The organism is Pedobacter humicola (assembly GCF_056490705.1).
The window spans coordinates 17,470-40,015 of record NZ_JBWJIG010000017.1 but is presented as its reverse complement, the minus strand read 5'-3'; the positions used below and the strand labels follow the sequence as shown (position 1 = coordinate 40,015).

The window sequence follows — 22,546 nt, the reverse complement described above, 5'->3', positions numbered from 1 at the left end:
TGTTAAAATCGGACTGATGCTGAGAATGAAACCGATTGTGCAAAAGGATAGTCTATGCCGCGTTCATTCTTGATAGTCGAAAGGTGGAATATATCGTTCATATAAGCCCTCAGCGTAATGGACGACGCCCGAACCTTTTTAAGCCAGCTCGCGGTGGTATTTTCATATCCAAGAGAAAAGGCCTCACCGATCAGCATATCATTGTCGGAAACAAAACGCGAGGAAATCTGTGTTTGTTCCGTGTTGGATATTGCCTTGAAAACCGCATTGTCCCCAGGTTTCTGCCAGCGGTCATACAATGCACGGCGGTCCTGGTTTAAAGCAACCGCAGTTGAAGAAATATTTTCTACCTTCTCGAAAAGGGTTTGCATAAACGCCTGCCCACCTATGCGGTATCTCAGGTTCACAGAGGCTGTAAATCCTTTATAGTAAAGATTGGTACCGATAATACCTTCGAGATCAGGATCACTGTTGCCCACAATAACTTCGTCTTTGTAATTGTAAACAAAAGTCTGTTCACCGTTTTTATTCAGAAAGATTTCACGTCCGGTTGCCGGATCAATGCCCACAGAGCGCACCGCCCAAAGATCCGACGGACTTCCGCCATCGTAGTAACGCGTAAGGTTGAGGCTTCTATTTGCTTCATTGAAATTGCTCAGCTGGTTACCCATATCATGATATTTGGCCTTTAGCTGTCTCATGTTAACATTGATACGCCAATTGAAACGGTCATGTTTGATCAGCATATAATCAGTGGTAAAAGTAAAACCCCTGGTAATCTGTCCACCAATATTTTGTGGAACCTGGCTAACCCCTGTTGAAGAAGGAAGACTTATATAAACCAGCAACGGATCGGTATCCTTGACAAAATAATCACCTGTAAAACGCAAGCGGTTATCAAGTACAGTAAGATCTAGGCCTATATTGCGATCAAGGGTAGTCTGCCATTTAAGGTTTCGGTTGCCCATATTGCTGATAATGGTACTTGCTCCGAAAGGATTACGGTTATCATTGTTGTAACGATAAATTCTGTTGGAAATATAATCGCTAAAATTCTGATTTCCAGGATTCCCTATTGAACCGCGCAGGCGAAGCTGGTCTATCCAGGATAAGCCTGCACCTTTGATAAAAGCCTCCTTATGGATATTCCATCCAAGCCCCAGTGACCATATTACCGAAAATTGGCGGTCAGCTCCAAAAACCGACGAACCATCCGAACGCAAGGTTGCATCTAAGAGGTAGCGCTGATCATATGAATAACCAACATTCGTAAAAAAACTGGCACCCCGGCGTTTTGATTCCTGATAAACCGCTCTTTGCCCGGCCACATACCCAAGGGCAAAATTCGGGTTCGAAAACTCATCATCAACAAAGCCGCTTACCCCGTATGTACTTGATCTGCCCGTTGCTTGCTCCATACGTGCACCTAAAACGGCGTTTACCATATGTTTTTGTGCAAAAAGTTTCCCGAAGGTCAGACTAAAATCACCATCATAATTAATAGATTTCCCATTACCTTCATCATATCTGCCTTTTTGTAATACATCAGTTCCTTCAAACTGAACATCAAATGGCGAGCGGAAAACCACATCGGTATTGGAAAAACTCCGGAGGCCAAAACGCCCCCTTGCCCGCAGCGATTCCAATATTTTCCATTCCATTTCTAAGTTGTTTGTAAAACCCTGGGATTTAGATTCGTTGATATTTAAGTTGCTCTCATCGTACATCGGGCTATATATCGGTGCAAGGCTTGAATTTCCAAGGGCCTTGAAATCTTCAAGTACTTTCCTCACATTTCCAAATTCGTCGTATTTACGGTAATATGGATTGGCACGGGAATAATCAGAGAACGGAGTGGGTTCCTGGTTTGATTTAACATGATCTATGCTAAGCGAATTATTAACAGAGAAAGCTCCTTTGCGGTAAAGAAGGCGAATGTTTCCATTGGTTGCCTCACGATCTGAGCCTTTCATCACTCCTTGTGTCAGTCCATAATTAAACGATACGCTATAACGCAGGTTGGCATCCCCTCCCTCTGCAAATAAAGTGTGCCTTTGGGTAGGGGCAGTCCGCAATGGTTCATTGAGCCAGTCGGTATTTACGCCATGGCCAACTTCTTTAAGCCTGTTGTTATAATTGGCCTCACTCTGAAGATTCGAACCTAAAATAAGCTTTCCATCAGCATTAAGTCTACCATAAAAGCCAGACAAAAGCTCAAATTGCAGTTTTTCCTGCGCATTCATCAGATTATAATCTGATAGATCGGCAAAACTGATGCTTCCGTTCATGGAATAATTAATGCGCAGCTGGCCAGCGGCTGGACGTTTTGTTTCGATAACCACAACACCGTTCGCGGCCTTGGAGCCATAAATAGCAGTTGCCGAAGCATCCTTTAATAAGGTAATACTCTCCACACGGTCCATACTCAGATCGGAAATAATGGCCAGTGTACTCTCAAATCCATCCAAAATAAACAAAGGCTGGTTGGGGTTGGAACCAAATTCATCTGTCAGCCCGATCACGCTGCTTTTACCCCGTATCTCAATATCGGGCATCCTGTTCGGATCAGAACCGAAGGTATTGTTCTCTACGATAGCAAATGAAGGGTCTAGCGTTTTGAGGCTCTGCAGGATATTCTGGTTTCCCACCATCATCAGGTCTTTTGCCTTAAAAGTTGAAGAGGAACCTGTATAAGCTTCTCTGTTGCGCTGATAAATGCCGGTAACCACAATATCCTCCATTGAACTGTCAGCGGGCTGCATTTCTACATTCAACACTTCCTGTTTTTTATAGGTTACCTCGAGCAGCTTCATCCCTACGTGCGTAAAAACAATTACCTGCCTGGCATCGGATGTCGGAATAACCAAGCTGAACTGCCCTTTAACATCACTTTGGGTGCGTAGGGTACTGCCCTTGAGCTGTACATTTACGCCGGACATTACCTGCCGGGTCTCTGCGTTGCGGACTACACCGGTGAGGATTTGCTGGAGCTCACGTTGTGGATTTTTAAGTGCGGGCTGGGGGGGCGCTATTGCGGAAAGCGATATGGTCTTATCCTCAATTGTAAATTTTATCTGCTGTCCGCGTGTAATAAGGGAGAGAAAATCCGGTAGCGGCATATTTTTAACTTCTGCAGTTATTGGTTTCGCGTCCGCTATCAGTTTTTTGGTCCCAAAAACCGTATAACCGCTCTGCTTTCGGATGGCATCGATTACCGACGAGAAAGAAGCATCTTTTCCCGTGAAGGTAATCTGTTGCGAATAGGTTGCTGCGCTCACTGACATGAATGCTGTGAGCAATAGGCACATGATGGTTTTCATCACTAGTGATAAGTAAATTTTAATCATTAAGTTTACGTTGGTTTGGTTGGTGCAATGTTTCAGTTGATTGCAAAATAGACTACATATCCAATCAGATCGCTAAGGGAAGGATGGCAGTCCTTTCCTTTTCTTTTTGGAATAGCCGGTGTTTAGGTTAGTTGGTAAGTTTACTTCATAAAGTTCTGGTTTGGTTTAGGTTATAGAATTTATTTTTTGCCTCTAATGGTAAGTTTACGGTTAGGTACGTCCAGTTGATAACTGATTTCAGCAGCGTCCAAAAGACGCAGCACCAGATGGATATTCTGATTACGGAAGGCATCGCCCACAATTTCCTCATGCGGTATTCCATTTTCATACACGATATGCAGATCGTACCAGCGGGCGATCTCGTCCATGGTTTCTTCAAAGGTCTTATCGTCAAAACTGAATTTACCATCCCTCCAGGCAGTATAATCCGCTACATTTACCTTTTTAACAATCGTTTTGCCATCAGCAGTTATCGCCTGTTGGCCAGGTAAAAGGGCAATGTGGCGGGTTTTATCAACAATTGCCACCCTACCTTCTTCGAGCGTGGTTTTAACATTCTTCTGTCCGGGATATGAATTGACATTGAAGTGGGTTCCAAGAACATCGATCTCCTGCTGACCGGCAAGCACCCTGAATGGAACTTTTTTCCCATTTTCACCATAAACAGTTTTGACATGAAAATACGCTTCACCAATTACCTCGACGGTGCGTTCAGCCGGAGAAAACTGTGAAGGATATTTAATTGTTGATGCCGCATTTAGCCACACTTCTGTCCCATCGGGCAGGATTATCTGATAAGTACCTCCCCTGGGTGTTTGTAAAGCCAACATATCCCCTGTGGCTAACCTCTCCTGATTGATATCTACATTGCTTACAGGAGCACCATCCGCATATGTAATCTTTTCTCCGGCAATTATTCCGGTCTGCGAACTACTCAGTGGCACGGTCTTTCCATCGGCCAGGGTAAGTGTAGCTTTATAGCCCCCGGGCTCTATACCACTTCCATGTTGCAGAACGTTTTGTGGCAGCTTTTTCTCATCCGGGTTTTTCCAGATCAACAGGCCAACTATAAATATTGCAGCAGCAGCAGAAATCCATTTTAAAAATGGCTGCATTCTGATGCGTTTTTGTGGAGGACGCGAAACCTTGCTCAAAAGACCTTCGAGCATCCTTAATTTAACCTGCTCACCAGACTCCGGACGCGAAGTGACAATAATCACATTTTGGTCATCATGACTGTTATACCACTCAGTTAAGGTTTCAAGCTCTTCTTGCGAGATTAAGCCACTGTTAAATTTAAAGACCAGAAGTTCGATGTTTTCGGGATTTTTGGACATAGTTTCGCTTTTCTATATGTATAGACAGAAAAAAAACCAGTCTGGGTGAGTGGAAGCGAAATTATTTAATAAAAAAAAGATAACATAAAATTAACCCAGTCAATAATTCCATATTTCCCTGGATATCCCTGTTCGCTTTTTTGAGATGAGATTTGACTGTATTTTCGGAAATATTGAGGGTTTCTGCAATTTTTTTATTGGAAAGTCCCTGCTGTCTGCTCAGTTTGAAAACCAATTGACATTGTGGAGGCAGCTTATTTATGGCATCATCAATCTGTTTTTCGAGTTCTCTGATGATCAGCTTTCTCTCGGGCGAGAGGTGGTTGATATTATCCCCAAAGGTATAATCAGCAGCCTTTAGCCGCTCACGGTGCCTCCGCTCCAGGATATTGAATGACTGGTTCCTGATGGCGCGGGTAAGATAGTTGATAAGCTCCATTTTGGTTAGCTCAAAATTATCCCGTAATTTCCATAAGTTATATAGAACATCCTGGACACACTCTTCGGCTTCCTGTTGATTGTCAAGACGGTTAAACGCAACAGCCAGCATCCTATCCCAATACCGTTCGTAAATTTCTATAAGTACACGCTCGTCCCCGCTTCGCATAAGTTGCACTAGCTCCTGGTCCCGATATAACTTATACTCCGCCATTCTGTAAGTCTCCGTTTTACAAATATATAATTTTTAAGGTCACTTATTGCAATTTTACCTGCTTTTCAAACCACTGGAACCGTTATAAATAATTGTTTTTCAGTTGTAATGAGAATAACGAATACGTTTTTACTGAATTCCCCGGATCAAGTCTTTCCTGCCGCTGTAAGTATCAGCCTTCTTTGCGGTGGTATCCTTGGAAGTCACTCTTAACTTCGTTTTTTTTACCTTTTCTGAAGGATTATGGCATCCCTGCAGAGCCATTCCAGCAATAGCTGTTACACATAGAAATAAAACGGCAGGTTATGAGTAATGCTTCCAGATTTCCGGAGGATTTTATGGTTGAAGGCAGCATGCAATACACTATAATGACTGATAGCGGAAAAACCAATTCTTCCGGAACATGTAACTATTGCATACAAATTTCTCGAGAAAATACTGGTTTTTTTTTGATTCTACAGTCAAAACTGTATCTTGAGCCCGCTTCTGATAAGACAAGAGCAGGTCCGAATCGAAGCATTGGTCGTACATATCTTAGAAATTTAAACAATGCCTGAATTAAATCTTCCCGTGCCATCCAACGAATCCGAAAGGCTTTTAAAATTGTCCGATCTCGATATTGATTACGGAAGCGTCTCCGAAACTTTCAAAGAGTTAACCTTTCTTGCAGCTAAAGTAGCCGGCACAGAAATTTCATTGGTCAACCTTATCGACGCCTATACGCAATGGACAGTAGCCAGGCACGGCCTTGATCTACAGCAGATGACCCGTGAAGAATCTGTCTGTCAATATACCATTACACAAAACGATCAGTTCGAAGTGCTGGATCTTTCGGCAGATGAACGCTTCAATAAAAATTTTTATGTCGGTGCACCATTGTCACTCCGCTATTATTTTGGGGTACCACTGAGAGATACAGATGGATTGAGCATTGGTGCCCTTTGCGTGCTGGACACCGGACTGAAAACATTGAGCCCTGAGAAAATCGAGCTATTGAAGATTATCGCCGGAGAGATCATGAACAGGATAAAAACATATCATGCCATGGAACAGCTGCGGAATAACTTAAAAGACGCTAGTGAATCAACCAAAAAAGTTGCCCATGATATCCGCGGACCAATCGCAGGAATAATAGGTTTATCTGAAATTATTGCCGAGCAGGGCAAAACTGCCAATTTAGATCAGGTCATCGAGCTTATTAAATTAATTCATAGCGGAAGTAAATCACTTTTAGATCTCGCTGACGAAATCCTTTCTGACAAGGAAGAGGTAACAGCTCCAGGTGCCAACGAATTTGACCTCAGCAGTTTCCGTACAAAGCTTCAGCAGCTTTATCAACCACAGGCTACATCCAAAAATATAAACCTGAATATCAGCATTAACCAGGATAAAAAGAATATTGTCTTTTCGAAAAACAAGTTGTTGCAAATCAATGGAAACCTCATTTCGAATGCGGTAAAGTTTACCCCGAACGGCGGAACAATAAACGTAGATCTTGACGTAGTGGTAAAACCCGATACAAACATTCTTCGGATCTCTGTTGCCGACAGCGGGGTGGGAATCAGCGAGGAGGAAATTATCCAAATCTTAACAGGGGGTATGAGTACAAAACAAGGCACAGGGGGTGAAAAAGGATATGGGTTTGGCCTATCCCTGGTAAAACACTTAGTTGATAAGCTGCACGGCGAAATGTTCATCACCTCTGAAGAAGGCCAGGGAACAGTTTTTCTCATCGAACTTCCCCAGCCCCGTATATAATTTATCACTTTTCTGAAGATCTGGTTTCGCTAATCCAAGCCCGAATTTCACCCATGGAAAGTCGAAAGCCAAGGGATAAGAAAACAATCGAAGATTGCATCTGGCGGTCATTTAACAGCTGAGCCCTTATTTGGCCTGAACTTATAAAATTAAATGGAATTGCTGAGTGAAGAAATTCTGATCCAAAGATCAGCGTCGTCAGTTTGGTACGAACAGCTTGTCAGCATAAATTTGAAACGCGCGTACACTTTTGCCGAAATACGCACATATATAAAGCATAACTAGCCATCAATATCATTTAACACCGATTTTTCTGTTTCAAAAATTATTTCAATGGTTACCCCATGATCATTTTGGATTGCAAACGTACCTCCCAACTGCTTTGTCAGCCCACGCATTAAATTCATCCCCATGGAATCATTTTTTTTGGGGTCGAAACTCTTTGGAAGGCCAATACCTTTATCTTTAATCGTTAATTTATTGTTTATTTTATCGATTTTTTTAAAATAAATTCCAATAATATTTGAAGCATCTCCGGGGTATGCATATTTAACCGAATTAGTAATTGCTTCATTCATAATCAAACTTAAGGGAATCGCTTGTGAAATGGATAGGTGGATTTCATCAAAGTCTCTTTCAAATTGTAAGCGGTTACCAGGATCACAGCTATCTTTCAAATAACTGATGAATTCATCAAAGTATTCTGCCATATTAATGAGTTCGAGTCCTTCAGATTGATACAGCTTTTGGTGGATCAATGCGATAGAACGCATTCTATTTTCACTATCCAGAATAGCGTCTTTCGCATCTATGTTATCAACATAATCTGACTGGCGTTGTAGTAATCCGATCACGATTTGCAAATTATTTTTTACGCGGTGATGAATTTCTTTTAACAACCATTGTTTTTCTTCGAGCAATTTATCCTTGTCGTCCAAAAGCGAGTTCAATTCGTGATTGCGTTGCTGTGTAATTTTGCTGTGTTTTTGTTTCTCACGAAAACTTTTGAGGAGCAGGGCAAGTAATAAAAGCAATAATATAACAATCCCGACAATTAGATTCCTGATATAGTTGGCTTGCATAACTTTATCCAAAAGCAACGTCCGATCCTTTTTCAATACCCCGATGGCAGCCTCTTTTTGTAAAGTTTTATACCGAACCTGTAACTCGGCAATCTGTTTGGCGGAAGCAACATTGAATACGGAATCACTCTTTCGCTTATATCTCCGAAAATGTTCGAGGGCAGATTTAAAATTATTATTCGCAGAGTCAATTTTGTAATAATATAAAGCATCTTCTGCACTGTTCAAAAATGCCTGGCTATCAGAATGTACATGTTTAAACTCCTTGTCGAGAAAAATCCTGGCTTTAGCATACTTTTTCTGCGTCATATAAAAGCCAGCAAGTATTTTATTGCCCCACGCCTCACTTACAGGCCGGCAGTGGTAATAAGCAACCATTTTTAAATACCAGTTTTCCGCGGTACTATGTTTACCAATGGCATTATAATATAATCCATACATTTCTGCCTGCCGCCCCTTTTGAAGACTATCTACTGGAGGATATTTTCGAAAAATCTTTACAGCTTCAGTTATGCCTGCTTTAGGCGTACTTGAAAATATACATTCCCTTACCAATTCACCAAGATACAGGTAGGTGATATCCGATGTACTGCTGCCCTTATTATTTGTTGTTCCTACTTTTACGGCACGCCTGAAATTTTCTAACGCATTTAAATGGTCATTCATATCAGAAAACACAAAACCAAGTTGTCCATACCGTTGTGCCATGTTTTGATAATTCAATGTATCGCCCCTCTTATTGGAATTATCAATTGTCAGAAAAGCGAACTGCAAAGCTTTATTTAAACTTCCTTTGTTTCTGTATATTAGAGACAGGGAATAATATGTAAAGCCAAGGTCGTTTGAATGGGAAGATTGGTATAAGCTTAAAGCTTTAAGGCCATAATGTTCAGCACTATCTAATTTAACACGTGTATAGTATTCTGCAGCCAATGAAGAACAAGATTCTGCCTCTTTAGATACATCACTTATCTGATGGTATAAAGCTACCGCCCTTTTTAAATTGGCTACCACTTCTGGCCTGTCTTTATATAAATCCTTCATCATATTCCCATAGCGTAGCCAGGTGCGCGCCTCCCTTTTTTTATCTCCATCTTTCTGATAGGCCTGAATAACCGACATGAAGTATTTTTTACCGCTAACCAGGTTATTTAATCTGAAATAAGCCTCTCCTACCCGGAGCATTCCTTCATATCTATTATTCAAGCGAAGTTTTACCGAGTCTGCAAACTTAATGGAATAAAGAAAATAGCGAAGACCACTATCCAGATTTATCTTTTTATTTCCTGGCTTTAACAATTGAATTTTGCCCAATTGCTGGATCAGGTTACATTTGATGCTATCGTTGGAAGTATTTAGAATCATCGCCTTTACGCTTGCTGCATCAGCCTGATTTCCCGAAAGCACCTGTGCCAAGGCAACATTCTTTTGCAGGATAAAAACAGTTAAGAAGAAATAGATGATTTTCATATTTATATAACTAATCTATCTAAATTTCCGGTAAAAATCAATGCTATGAAAATTAGGGCTGAAAATTTAAATGTTTCTCTTTTAACCATTATAATGCCCTGATTAAAGATTGTTAAAGTAAACCCTTTAACACTCCCCCATCAGCCCTTATTGCAGCGCCGTTTGTAGCAGAAGCCACCGGACTGGCCAAATAAGTTACCATGTTTGCCACCTCTGTAGTGCTTAAAAACCGTTGAACGATAGATGTTGGCCGAACCGTTTTAAAAAAATCAGCCTCTACCTCTGCTATCGTTTTGTTTTGATCTTTGGCAAGGTTTTCAATAAATCCTCCGATACCCTCTGAAAATGTTGGCCCGGGCAGCACACAATTTACGGTAACGGCAGTGCCTTTGGTCAGCTCAGCCAATCCTCTGGCAACAGCCAGCTGGGCAGTTTTACTCATGCCATAATGGATCATTTCTTCGGGGATCTGTACTGCCGACTCGCTTGATATGAAGATAATTCGTCCCCATCCGTTTTTCAGCATTTGGCCAAAATATGCACGAGATAATCGTATACCACTCATGACGTTTATGTCGTAAAAACGCAACCAATCCTCATCCGTGATATCTGCAAAAGCTTTGGGTTCAAATATCGAAATATTATTGATCAGGATATCAACGCTGGGAATTTGGAAAATTAGATTTCTAACAGATTCGGTATTAGCAAAATCAGCAACTAATCCACTTATTTTATCGTTACCACTTTCGGTTTTAATTTGTGCAACTGCTTTTTCCACACGCTGTATGTTGCGCCCGTTGATGATGATTTCGGCACCTTCCTTTGCTAAGCTAAGCGCTATAGCGAAACCTATTCCGGCTGTTGAGCCTGTAATAAGTGCTTTTTTGTTTTTTAACTGTAATTCCATATGATTTAAGATTTGAAAGCCAACAGCTAGCCAAATCCATACCCAAAACATAAAACAATGATTTACAATAGTTTACCTAAATTTCATCAAAATACAACAACGTTATTTCATTGCCTGCCCATATTAAACAAATATGTATTACCAGTACTAACAATGCCAATATACATCTGAATAACCTTGATGATATGTAATAAATACAGGTGATTTTTTTAATAACCACTATGATATATCGCTGTTAAAACAACGACATATCGTGATTAATCTAATTTTAACTTAAATAGCGAAAATGATTAAACAAAAAATATATCCATAGCTTATATTTGAGCTATATTAATGAGGAAACGGACGTTTTCGAATGTTATGGCCAGATTTATGAATCCGTAAACCAGCATTGATTCACGTTTCATAATTGATGTTCATCAATATAATCTTAATATTGATCACCAAACGAATAACTATAATTAAATTTTCGGAAGCATAATTTTATTTGACGATAGAAACAGGCAAACCAATAGAACTTTAAGCCAAATCAAACTGACTAAGATATTATGAAGAAAAAAAAGATTCTTATAGTGGAGGACGAATTTATCATTGCAGATGTTTTAGCCAATATCCTCAAAACTGCCGGCTATGAAGTTTGTGGAATTGCGGATAGTGTAAATGAAGCTCAGGCAATGATTGCAGAATTCGAACCCGAATTTGTATTGCTCGACATTTATTTAAAAGGCAAACATACCGGAATTGATCTTGCTCATCAGCTTACTGAATTGGATATCCCGTTTATTTATATTTCGGCCAATTCAAATCAGAAAGTATTAGAGGCAGCGAAGGTTACTAATCCATATGGTTTTGTTATTAAGCCTTTCCGTGAAAAAGATGTTTTAATTGCCCTGGATATTGCAGTATACCGGTATGAAAATCATTTGGAAACCGGAATGCAGCAAAATGCAGTGTTGCAAAAAAAGGCGGCCGAAATATTGTCATCAGCGATTACCTGGGAATCCAAGATTTTAGAAATGGCAAAAGCGCTACAGCCTTTCATCCCCTTCGAGTTTTTATCATTTGGGACAAAACAAGAAGATGAAGAAAGTTTCTATGAACTTTGTTTTTCAAGAATTGGTTTTGATGAATATCAATCTATCGGTTGTAATGAATTAATGGTGATTACAAATTGTAAGCAACACGAATTGGTTAAACTAAAAGCTAACGACCATACCAACCAGATGGCCACCTGGTTTGATGAAAAAGAACTCGAACTGCTGCTGGCGAAACCTTCGCTAAAAAAAATATATACAGAAAAGTACAAGCTCAAATCGCATCTATCGTTCCCTATTCCAATGGGAAAAGAAAAAAAATATTTTTTCAATTTTTACAGTCGCCGGCCAGATGCTTACCAAGCCGACCATTTAGTACTTTGCAGTAGATTACAACCCTTGATTACCAATTTTATGGAGGGGATGTTGCAGGCTTCAAATTGCCCTTTTCTTGCCGAATTACCCAATTATGCCGTAAAAAACCATAAAAAAATTGCCGAACAGCCAAATCCTTTTTCAGGGATTATTGGGAGTAGCCACTTATTATTAACCGTGTTTGACCATGTTATTCAGGTATCTAAATCAGATTCTTCTGTATTGATTTTGGGCGAAAGTGGTACGGGAAAAGAAAAGATTGCAGAACGAATCCATTCGCTCTCCTTGCGAAAGGATAAGCCTTTTATAAAAATCAATTGTGCAGCTTTACCCACCTCTTTAATTGATTCTGAATTGTTCGGTCATGAAAAAGGTGCCTTTACCGGGGCACATGAACGTAAGATTGGTCGATTTGAACAAGCGCATTCAGGCACTATTTTTTTAGACGAAATTGGCGAACTTCCGATGGAATCTCAATCAAAATTGTTGCGCGTGCTCCAGGAAAAGGAAATTGAGCGTATTGGTGGCCGTGTTACGATAAAAACAGATGTACGGATTATTGCTGCAACCAACAGGAACTTAGATAAAGAAGTTGCTGAAGGTCGTTTTAGGTTAGATCTTTTTTATCGCATAAATGTTTTTCCAATCCTTATGCCACCGCTAAGAGAACGCAAAGGAGATATTGCAGATCTTGCGGCGCATTTTTTGAACATTTACTCCCGTAAAATTGGCAAAAGTGTAAAGGGGATTTCTCCACAGGTGTTAGAGAGTATGAAACAATATTATTGGCCTGGAAATATTCGCGAACTGGAAAATTTAATTGAAAGAAATGTTTTGCTAACAAAAGGAGATATGATCAATAGCATGCTTCTGCCCGTCCAATTGGAGCAAAACACCCATATTGCCCTGGCCGAGCCAATTGTTACAACCATGAGTGAAGGCGAACGCGCCCATATCCTAGCAGCATTAAAAAAATGCAATGGTAAGATTTGGGGCGAAAATGGAGCAGCCAGCTTACTAAATTTGCCACCGACTACGCTAAATTCTAAAATGAAGAAACTGGGTATACATAAAAATTTTATCACATAACCCATTCATCTTTGCTAAGGTGCGATTTATTTAAAATTTAAGGGTAATGGTACTGCCAAACATTAAAATATCCTTACCTGGCCCTGCTGTTTTTAAATAATCGCCTGCGCTAAACCAGGTAAACTCTTGTTTAAGGGATAGATATCTGTTCGGCATATATTCTAAAGCACCACCCAGTTGTTTTCCTATTTCTTTTGAGTTTCCGGTTTTAGCCGGATAAATTAATTTACCATTTACAGCATATAGTCCATCGTTGCTATCCATGCGCCAAAATAGATCATAATCTGCTGCAAACAACAGTGTTTTAGTAAGGTTAAATTGAAAATATGGATGTGCATCCATTAAGTTATATGGTCCGATTAATGCGGCCAACCCGAAATAGGCACCTTTGGGAAATAGCGGATTAAAAGTATTCAATCTTCCATCTGCACTATTTTTATCACCGCTGATTAATTCTGCTTTTAAGCCAATCTGCGGTTTTAATCCCGCCTTTTCCCACGAATAAGAAATGTTTGCAGACATTGTCCATGCAGAAATATGGCTGGCTTCAAGATTTCCGAATTGATATAAACCTTCTACATCATACTGCCAGTTAGGTGTATTGCTCCATATTCTAGCTCCTACAGAATACCTTGTTTCCGCTCCTTTTCCATCATCAAATACCGCATTTTTTTTATGAATCCCTAAGTAATACAGATCGATGTTTTTAATGAATGGGATTTTATTAAATACCCCATAAGCTCCCCAAAACCGGGTAATATTACTAAAACTATCATCAAAAATATTTGATCTTGCTGGAACATAATTCGAATAAAAAACATCCAGCTTAACGTTTTTTCCACTATACATCAATTTAGCTGCATCAAATGACTGCCGATTGTTGGGCGCTTCGCGCACAGCTACCAACCGCTGTGAACCATAAGAGAGTTCTTGCCTGCCTACTCTAAATGTTATGATCCCTTTTCCATTAACCCGGCCTCTATATTCTAAAAAAGCCTGATGCAGATCGAGGGGATTTTGATCGACGGGAGAAGGTTCTTCTGTTTGCCCATTGGCTAAACTGCTTTGTAACTGTATAAAAGTGCGAAAGTACTTACCTGCATGAAAATCAACATGGCCTAGATAACGACTCAGTATAAATCCATCCTGATCTTCGGGAGCCTCTCCCCAGTCCTGACTTTTAAAATAAAAATATTGATAGCGTACTTCTCCCCCAAAACTAAAATAAGTAGCTTTATTTGCAGATACTGGCTTAAATTTTAAGTTATGGTACCAATTAATCGATGAGTCCTGGGCCAAATAAGCATAAGTTTCATCATAGCGCAACTGCTTAAAAGAAATTTCTTGAGCCATTCCGGTATAAGATGCTAGAATAAATAATAAAGATAAAATCGTTTTCATGATCGTAAATAGATTTAATTCAGTTTACGATGTTATGTCAAAACCAGCACCAAACCAATAAAATACTGTTTATCAAGACATAAACACATACACCAAGTATAATTTCACTTTATTTCGTGGTTTTTGATGATATCCAGTAGTAGATAAATCGCCGTGCAAATCGTATTCATTTGTGATTAAGCGTATCGGATAAACAGCTTTGTACCAACCAAGCCAAAGCCATTGCTCAAAACTTTCATTTGTTAAAAAGCTGGTAAACATTTAATAATGGCAAATTCTACTACCTGGCAAGACCAATTTTATCTGTAATATTCCTGACCCAGTTTCGACAACGAAATATCGTTGTATCCGGATCAATATTCATCCTACCTTATATCGTAGTTTGTTTCTGAAAGTAACGATATAAAGTAAAAACCAAAATCAATAATAATATCAAATCATTGATCATCAAATACTTAACAAAAAAGGTTCAAACATTGCCGATAGTGATTCATATCAAACCAAACGAATATGGACACACTTCATCAACAAACCGCGTTAATTACCGGCGGGAATAGCGGAATAGGCTATGCCACGGCAAAACTCTTTAAGGCCAAAGGGGCAAAGGTCATTATTACAGGCCGGGATCCCGAAGCCGTTGCACGGGCATCCGATGAACTGGGTGTAACTGGTTATGTTTCCAATCAGGCAAACCTTTTAAGTATTGACCAACTTTTCAAAACGGTTAAAGCCGATTTTGGTGCGCTTGATACAATATTTCTGAATGCGGGCACAGCTGAGTTTCTACCGTTTGAGCAGGCAAGCGAAGAGCATTTCGACTACTTGATGGATACCAATGTAAAAGGCATTTTTTTTACTCTTCAAAAATTGCTGCCTTTAGTTAATTCCGGTGGATCTGTAATTTTTAATACTTCAGTTAATGCAAGCGTGGGTATGCCAAATTCTGGTGTCTATTCGGCAAGCAAAGCTGCGTTAATTGGCCTAAACCGAGTTTTGGCAACTGAGCTTGCGCCGAAAAATATCCGTGTAAACTGTATTTCGCCAGGCCCGGTAGAAACGCCGGTGTATCAAAAATTAGGAATGGATGCAGCTGAAATTGATGCCTTCAGTAATATTTTAAGTAATAAGATTCTCCTGAAACGTTTTGCCCACGCAGAAGAAATCGCACAGCTGGCCAGTTTTTTAGCATCCAAAAATTCCGCTTTCATTACAGGTACAGAAATCGTAATTGATGGCGGACTCACCGTAAATCCAATAATAAACTAAGACTTAAATATTATGAAAACTACTCACTCGAAAACCATTGTATTTATTACCGGTGCGTTTGTAAGCAGCGATTGTTGGAACCACTGGAAAGAATACTTTGAGCAAAATGGCTACAAAACAATTGCACCCGCTTGGCCCTATAAAGATGCTCCAGCCTGCACTTTACGACAAAGGCATCCTGATGCGGAAGTTGCCAAAATAAGGCTAGCAGACTTAACTGCTTATTTTGAAGAAATTGTTGAAACCTTGCCAGAAAAGCCCATTTTAATCGGTCATTCTATGGGTGGCCTTATCACGCAGCTTCTGATTCAAAAAGGTTTGGCAACAGCTGGGGTTGCGATCCATTCCTTACAGCCGCAAGGCCTTTTAACTTTTAAGCTTTCCTTCTACAAAGCGGGCTGGCATGCTTTGGGGTTCTTTACCAACAGCCTTAAAACCTATCTTATGACTTTCCGACAATGGCAATACGCATTTACTAATGGCATGCCTTACGAGGATCAGAAAGAGGCTTACTATAAGCTTTTGGTACCGGAATCCAAAATGGTGGTGAGAGATGCCACTACGAGTGCAGCAAAAATAGATTTTAACCTTCCACATGCACCATTGCTTTTCTTGTCAGGCAGTATCGATCGATTTATACCAGCTTCTTTAAACTACACTAATTTTAAGAAATACACACACAGTGGCTCTGTAACGGCTTATAAAGAGTTTGCCGGGCGCAATCACTTTGTACTGGGCCAGCAGAATTGGAAAGAAAATGCTGAGTTCATTCTAAACTGGCTAGGCAATATTTAAAACTTTTAAAAATTATGAAAATTTCACTTAAAATCGGAGTCAGGTTATTTTACCTGATGATACTTTTATCCGTATTACAAGTTAATGCCCAACAAAAGGCAGACTTGATTATTTACAATGGCAAGATTGCGACCATGGTTAAGCCCGGAGAATTTAAGCAAGCTATAGCCATGAAAAACGGGCTTATCCTTGCCACAGGCACCACTCAAAAAATTCTGAAAGCCTATCAATCCTCAAAAACCAAACTGGTTGATGCTCAACGAAAAACGGTTATCCCTGGCTTAAACGATAGCCATATGCACGCAATTCGCGAAGGATTAAACTATAACATGGAATTGAGATGGGACGGTGTGAAGACTTTGAAACGTGCAATGGAAATGTTAAAAGAGCAAGCGGCAAGAACACCACCGGGCGCTTGGGTTAAGGTAGTTGGCGGTTGGAACGAATTTCAGTTTGCTGAAAAAAGACAGCCTACAATTGATGAGATTAATGCGGCAGTTCCGGATAAACCCGTATTTATTACTTATCTATATGGCAAAGCTTTTCTGAATAAGAAGGGCATAGAAGTGTTGGGCTACGATAAAAACACCAGTTATCCTGGAAGTATTGTTGAGCTTGATAAAGATAACAAACCTACCGGATTGCTTTATGCCAAGGAAACTCCAATGGCGATTTACCGTACCCTAGCCCTTACGGGTAAACTTACTGATGAAGAAAGAATTAACAGTTCGGAGCATTTTTACCGTGAAATTAACAGTTTTGGGATAACCAGCGTGGTTGATGCTGCAGGTGGAGCGCAGAATTATGACGCAGATTATCAGGCTTCGCTCGCATTGGCCAAAGCAGGAAAACTTACGGTAAGAACTTCCTATTATCTGTTTGCACAGCAGAAAGGAAAGGAATTTGCCGATTATGAGAAATGGATTGCGAATACACATCCAAATAAAAATGACCATATTTTAATGGCCAATGGTTATACAGTTGAAGGTGCAGGTGAAAATCTGACTGCTACCGCAGCAGACTTTGAAAATTTTTTGGAACCACGTATTGTACTCTCTCCAGAGATGGAAACAGACCTGGAACCCGTTATTCGCTTATTGGTTAAAAACCGTTGGCCATTTCGCCTTCATGCTACTTATGGAGAATCTATCGACAGGATGCTCAACGTGTTTGAAAAGGTTAACAAAGATACTCCCTTTAACGGACTTCGATGGTTTTTCGATCATGCCGAAACCATTACTGACCCTGACCTTGCCCGGGTAAAAGCCCTTGGTGGTGGAATAGCGGTTCAATTCAGAATGTATTTCCAGGGGGAATTGTATACTAAAATGTATGGCAAACCCCAATTACAGTTGCCACCCATCAAAAAAATGTTAGCAATGGGTGTTCCGGTTGGTATGGGTACCGATGCACCACGTATTTCCACCTACAATCCATGGATGGCATTGCACTGGTTGCTAACAGGCAAAACCATTGGCGGAATGCAATTTTGGCCAACGGAACAAGTGCTGGATAAATTTACTGCCTTGCAATTGTATACATCTGGTAGCGCCTGGTGCTCTGGCGAGGAAAACCTAAAAGGCAAACTAATCAAAAATATGTATGCAGACATGGTCATTCTTTCAGACGATTATTTCAGTGCTTCGACAGAAAAGGTTAAACACATTACAGCACTTATGACCATTGTTAACGGCAAGGTTGTGTACGCTACGGGGAAGTATGCAACGCAAAACCCAGCCCTACCAGAAGTAATTCCAAACTGGTCGCCAGTAAAATATTTCGGTGGATATCAAAAATAAAACTCATAACCCGTTATAGAATCTTAAAAAAAATCGAAAATGAAAAAACTAATATTAAAACAATCCGGCCTGTGCCTTTTGCTACTGTGCTTCTATAGCATAGCGTTTGCTCAAATGCCGATGCCCCCTGTTGTACCGATATGGGATGCCAATAAAGTAACGCTTGAGCTGCAAAAAATCAGCAATGATATTTACACCATTATCCCCAGTACTGCTAAAACAGAAACGGCCCTGGGGACTCCGCAGGCAACTACAGGCGGCTTTATTATAGGAGAAAAGGGCGTATTGTTAATCGAGGTGATGTTAACCAAGCGCCTTTATGACCAGGAAATTAAACTGATTCGCTCTGTAACAGATAAACCCATCTTATTCGCGGTGAATACAAGCGATCATGGTGACCATTGCTTCGGGAATTATTTGTTGCCAGCTTCTACACTTATTATCCAAAACGAATTTGCGAAAGAAAACCTCGAGAAAAACTACGATGGCATTAAGCAGTTTATGGTAACGCTATTTGGTTCGGGCAGAGGGATAGAAAATACTGTTTTTCGCCCTGCAGATCTTGTGATTCCCAAAAACAGCAATCTAAAAGTTGATTTAGGTGGAGGCAAAATCGTAGAAATGCTTAATGTAGGAACTGCACAATCTCCTGCCGATTTATTTGTATGGATGCCAAATCAAAAAGTTTTTTGGGCAGGAAACCCTTTTATTGCAGAAAGTCCGGCAATTCCCTGGCTATTCGATGGTTTTTTTCTGGAGCCTGCCGCGAACCTTAAAAAGATGTATGATTTCTTGCCTGATGATGCCATTGTAATTCCAGGTCATGGCAGGATTACCAATAAAGCCGGTATAAAATATACAATCGATTATGTTCAAGAACTTAAAAAACAGGTAGAAGCTGCAGTTGATAAGGGCCTTAGTTTGAAGCAAACCAAAGAAGCCGTTACAATGAAGGAATACGATAAGGGCTATGTCCTATTTAATTGGCTGCACAGCAATTTTAATCTGCCAAATGCCTACAAGGACATCAGCGACAACAAGAAAAAATAAAATCATTCAAATTCATAAAAGCAATAAAAACATGAAAACAACAAGAAAAATTAAAGAACTATTGGTTACCCTGCTATTTACAGCCCTTATAGGAACCGTAATGGCTGCCAGTCCTGCCAATCCACCATCTAACTTTAAGCATCAGTACGCCACTGTTAACGGTGTTAAAATCCACTATGTTATTGGCGGAAAGGGTGAACCCTTGCTATTGGTTCATGGCTTTGGTCAAAACTGGTATATGTGGAACCGCCTGTTACCGGAGTTATCAAAACATTTCACAGTAATTGCACCAGATATGCGTGGCGTAGGCGAATCGGGAAAAACAAAAGGAGGCTACGATAAAAAGAACATGGCCGTAGATATGCATGAGCTGATGAAGAAACTAGGCTATAAAAATATAAACCTTGCCGGTCATGATATTGGTTTAATGGTTGCTTATGCTTATGCCGCACAGTTTCCATCTGAAGTTAAAAAAATGGCATTGATGGATGCCTTATTACCCGGCATCGAACCCGTATGGAGTCAGGTTAAAGCGCAAGCCTGGTGGTTTGGTTTTTTTGCACAACCACATGCCGGAGAATTAGTTTCGGGTAAGGTTGGCATGTTTTTTACAGATTTCTGGCCTGTTGTCGGTTTCCAAAAAAATGCCTTCACTGCTGCCGAACGTACTGAATTTATTCGTGCATATTCTGTACCGGGTGCAACAACAGGTGCTTTCCATTGGTTCGGCTATTTCGATCAAGATGCTAAAGACAATGTGATTTTTGCCAAGCGAAAACTACCTATGCCAGTACTGGCAATGGGTTCGGATCATTTCGCAGCACCGTTTCTTGCAACGCATACCAAATTGGTGGCCGATCAAGTTGTAGAATCTGTAATTAAAGATTCCGGACACTGGGTGGTACAGGAAAATACCCCACAGGTGCAAAAAGACCTGCTGAACTTCTTTTTAAAATAAGAAAGGCTGCTGCTGTATCCTGGCTAAAAAAAGTATTCTACATCAACTGTAGGATGCTTTTTTATTTTACAGCGGATTGCCCGGCCCGTCAGGGGACAGTCAGGAAAATTAATCAATTGGCATCGATAAAAAATTGATGTCCATAAGATATGTTTCCCCCGCCAAATCTTAAGAAAAAAGGCACTGATCCATAACCAGTGCCTTTAACCCAAAACAATATATTATTTATTTCGAACTGTCCTTTTTTTCGGTAACCTCTGCCCTGATTTCCTGTAACAGATTTTTTAATTCCTGTATTGCCTTACGTACGTAGCTGTTGCACAACTAAGATATAACCATAAAAGATAGATTTGAATGTGGCACCTAACGTTGCCGCATTTTTTATTTTTAGTCTTCCCTGCGAAACTCGAATGCGAGGTTAACCAGTGCGTTATATAAATCCGTTTTGACTACTTCACCGCAAACTAATTCGGTCGTATGGCTGATTTTTAATGGTTTCCCGGATTTAAAAACCATACATTCCACCCGAAACGGAAATTTGCTCTCCAGTGATCCAAGCTGCGTCATCAGAAGCCAGGAATACCGCAGCTTTGGCAATATCTGCGGGCTGTCCTCTGCGACCAAGTGGTGTTTTTTCAACAAACATTTTTTCATACTCACTACCTGCTGTAACGCCAGCGCTGGCGGCGCCTTCGGTATCTGTAGCGCCTGGTAAAATAGAATTGATGCGCACATTTTTCGCTCCAAGTTCTTTTGACAAAGCAATAGTTAGAGCATCTAGCGCAGCTTTCGTTGAGGAGTACAATGATGCGTTCGGAAGTGGATATTTGCTTGCACCCGAACTTATGTTGATAATGTTTCCCCCTTTGTCGCCAAAATGTTTTAGGGCTTCCTGTATAGTTAGGATTGGGCCGAGCACATTAACACTGAAACTTTGGTGAAAATCGGCTACAGAAATCTGTTGGATGGGTGCATATCCTTGCGAAACCGCATTATTGACCAAGATGTCCACTGATCCAAATGCTGATTTTGCCGCTTCGAACAGTCTGTTTACATCCGTTTCTTTCGAAACATCGGCTTGGACGGCAATGGCGATACCTCCGTTATCCGTTATGGTTTTCACCACGATATCTGCCCCTTCTTTGCTGGAAGCATAATTTACAACAACTTTTGCGCCATTTGCTGCAAAGTGTTTGGCTATAGCTGCACCTATACCTTTTGAAGCACCGGTAACTACTGCTACCTTGTTTTCTAGTCTATTCATGATTCTATTTTTAATTGTTTCAAACTCTTCAGTTTTTTTATTCTTAAATACATTCAAAGATGCTGTATAAGAACCAAACGTAGAATGACATGAATCACTAAATATACCCGATAAATGTCACCCAAAAGAGATGATATTTATCAAAAAAAAGCGGCAGGGGTTATTAGATAGCGATATAAACAGTAACGAAAAGTTGACGATACATGTGCTGATAGCGAAAAGGAATTATTTTAGAGAGTTTTTCTTTATCCTGCTTAAGGTTTCAGAAGATAAACCAAGAAAGGAAGCAATCATATTTTGCGGGAACCGGAGTAGAAAAAAAGGATAATCCCGGACCAATTCCCCGTAGCGTTCTTCAGCCGAATAGCTAATACTTTGTACTCTTTTCTGGGCTGCGATCGTGTTGTTCTGACTGATGATATTCGACATCGCTCCAAAGGCGGGAATATGCTTTAAGAACGCCTCAATTTCCGCATGGGTTGATTGAAGAATTTCAAGATCTTCGAGTGCCTCAATATTAAAGCGGGTTGGCGTCAAGAGGTAAAAGCTTTCAAAATCAGCCAGCCACCAACTCTCGATAGCAAGTTTGAGAATATGTTCACGCCCTTTTTCATCTACGGTAAAAGTCCGGGCAGACCCCTTTACAATAAAGCCAATGTGTTTGCATACATCTCCTTCCTGTAAAAAGTATTGCCTTTTCCGGAGTTTCCTGGGTTTGAAATACACAGTCAATAGATGCTTATCATCCTCTGACAGCTGTTTTCCTGAGATATTTTGAATATAATCGAAAAATGTTTCAAAATTTGACATTGTGCAAAGATATGATTATTCGCAATTCTAGTAGGCTGCCAAATAACAGTCTAAAACATTTTACGTTATTTAAACTAAAAAATCCCGGCACGAGAAGATAAAGCGATTTGATGAAATAATGGGTAAGACCTGTTTTTTTCAAGGGCCACATG

At 40.3% G+C, this 22,546-nt stretch carries 16 protein-coding genes; 7 read left to right on the top strand and 9 right to left on the bottom strand.

The features are described from left to right. Positions 1 to 2 precede the first annotated feature (2 nt). The 3 genes from AC04Q1_RS21875 to AC04Q1_RS21865 all read right to left on the bottom strand — a co-directional run bounded on the left by AC04Q1_RS21875 (position 3) and on the right by AC04Q1_RS21865 (position 5,336). Positions 3 to 3,347: a SusC/RagA family TonB-linked outer membrane protein gene (locus tag AC04Q1_RS21875; protein WP_478366673.1), complete on the bottom strand. Its 3,345-nt coding sequence runs from the start codon at positions 3,345 to 3,347 to the stop codon at positions 3 to 5. Positions 3,348 to 3,526: 179 nt separating this feature from the next. Further along, positions 3,527 to 4,684, bottom strand: coding sequence for a FecR family protein (locus AC04Q1_RS21870; protein WP_478366672.1), 1,158 nt, complete (start codon positions 4,682 to 4,684; stop codon positions 3,527 to 3,529). Positions 4,685 to 4,745: 61 nt separating this feature from the next. Then, positions 4,746 to 5,336 (bottom strand): RNA polymerase sigma factor, encoded by a 591-nt coding sequence (locus AC04Q1_RS21865; RefSeq protein ID WP_478366671.1) that lies wholly within the window; start codon positions 5,334 to 5,336, stop codon positions 4,746 to 4,748. Positions 5,337 to 5,885: 549 nt separating this feature from the next. Between AC04Q1_RS21865 and AC04Q1_RS21860 the strand changes: the two genes are divergently transcribed. Next, the gene (locus tag AC04Q1_RS21860) at positions 5,886 to 7,094 is read left to right on the top strand and encodes a GAF domain-containing sensor histidine kinase (RefSeq protein WP_478366670.1); all 1,209 of its coding nucleotides are present in this window, start codon (positions 5,886 to 5,888) and stop codon (positions 7,092 to 7,094) included. A gap of 281 nt (positions 7,095 to 7,375) precedes the next feature. Here the strand turns inward: AC04Q1_RS21860 and AC04Q1_RS21855 are convergent, their stop codons facing one another. Continuing rightward, a complete protein-coding gene (locus AC04Q1_RS21855; RefSeq protein ID WP_478366669.1) occupies positions 7,376 to 9,646 on the bottom strand; it encodes a tetratricopeptide repeat-containing sensor histidine kinase in 2,271 nt (756 codons plus the stop codon). A 112-nt stretch (positions 9,647 to 9,758) separates the two neighbouring features. Next, entirely contained in the window at positions 9,759 to 10,553 is a 795-nt protein-coding gene (locus tag AC04Q1_RS21850; protein ID WP_478366668.1) for an SDR family NAD(P)-dependent oxidoreductase, read from the bottom strand. 548 nt (positions 10,554 to 11,101) lie between these two features. On the opposite strand from AC04Q1_RS21850, the gene AC04Q1_RS21845 reads away from it, so the two are divergent. Continuing rightward, positions 11,102 to 13,051 (top strand): sigma 54-interacting transcriptional regulator, encoded by a 1,950-nt coding sequence (locus AC04Q1_RS21845; RefSeq protein WP_478366667.1) that lies wholly within the window; start codon positions 11,102 to 11,104, stop codon positions 13,049 to 13,051. A gap of 30 nt (positions 13,052 to 13,081) precedes the next feature. On the opposite strand, the gene AC04Q1_RS21840 is transcribed toward AC04Q1_RS21845, so the two are convergent. Further along, positions 13,082 to 14,452, bottom strand: a complete 1,371-nt coding sequence (locus AC04Q1_RS21840; protein WP_478366666.1) for an alginate export family protein — start codon at positions 14,450 to 14,452, stop codon at positions 13,082 to 13,084. A gap of 510 nt (positions 14,453 to 14,962) precedes the next feature. Here AC04Q1_RS21840 and AC04Q1_RS21835 point away from each other — a divergent pair. The 5 genes from AC04Q1_RS21835 to AC04Q1_RS21815 are packed head-to-tail and all read left to right on the top strand — an operon-like array spanning position 14,963 to position 20,320. Then, positions 14,963 to 15,718: an SDR family oxidoreductase gene (locus AC04Q1_RS21835; protein WP_478366665.1), complete on the top strand. Its 756-nt coding sequence runs from the start codon at positions 14,963 to 14,965 to the stop codon at positions 15,716 to 15,718. Between the two features lie 12 nt (positions 15,719 to 15,730). Then, a complete protein-coding gene (locus AC04Q1_RS21830) occupies positions 15,731 to 16,513 on the top strand; it encodes an alpha/beta hydrolase (RefSeq protein ID WP_478366664.1) in 783 nt (260 codons plus the stop codon). 14 nt (positions 16,514 to 16,527) lie between these two features. After that, positions 16,528 to 18,312, top strand: coding sequence for an amidohydrolase (locus AC04Q1_RS21825; protein ID WP_478366663.1), 1,785 nt, complete (start codon positions 16,528 to 16,530; stop codon positions 18,310 to 18,312). Positions 18,313 to 18,351: 39 nt separating this feature from the next. Continuing rightward, positions 18,352 to 19,362: an MBL fold metallo-hydrolase gene (locus AC04Q1_RS21820; protein ID WP_478366662.1), complete on the top strand. Its 1,011-nt coding sequence runs from the start codon at positions 18,352 to 18,354 to the stop codon at positions 19,360 to 19,362. 31 nt (positions 19,363 to 19,393) lie between these two features. After that, positions 19,394 to 20,320: an alpha/beta fold hydrolase gene (locus tag AC04Q1_RS21815; RefSeq protein ID WP_478366661.1), complete on the top strand. Its 927-nt coding sequence runs from the start codon at positions 19,394 to 19,396 to the stop codon at positions 20,318 to 20,320. A gap of 225 nt (positions 20,321 to 20,545) precedes the next feature. Here the strand turns inward: AC04Q1_RS21815 and AC04Q1_RS21810 are convergent, their stop codons facing one another. The 3 genes from AC04Q1_RS21810 to AC04Q1_RS21800 all read right to left on the bottom strand — a co-directional run bounded on the left by AC04Q1_RS21810 (position 20,546) and on the right by AC04Q1_RS21800 (position 22,394). After that, positions 20,546 to 20,644: a hypothetical protein gene (locus tag AC04Q1_RS21810; RefSeq protein ID WP_478366660.1), complete on the bottom strand. Its 99-nt coding sequence runs from the start codon at positions 20,642 to 20,644 to the stop codon at positions 20,546 to 20,548. A 181-nt stretch (positions 20,645 to 20,825) separates the two neighbouring features. Beyond that, positions 20,826 to 21,584: an SDR family NAD(P)-dependent oxidoreductase gene (locus tag AC04Q1_RS21805; protein ID WP_478366659.1), complete on the bottom strand. Its 759-nt coding sequence runs from the start codon at positions 21,582 to 21,584 to the stop codon at positions 20,826 to 20,828. Between the two features lie 225 nt (positions 21,585 to 21,809). Continuing rightward, a complete protein-coding gene (locus AC04Q1_RS21800; RefSeq protein ID WP_478366658.1) occupies positions 21,810 to 22,394 on the bottom strand; it encodes a Crp/Fnr family transcriptional regulator in 585 nt (194 codons plus the stop codon). Between the last annotated feature and the right edge of the window lie 152 nt (positions 22,395 to 22,546).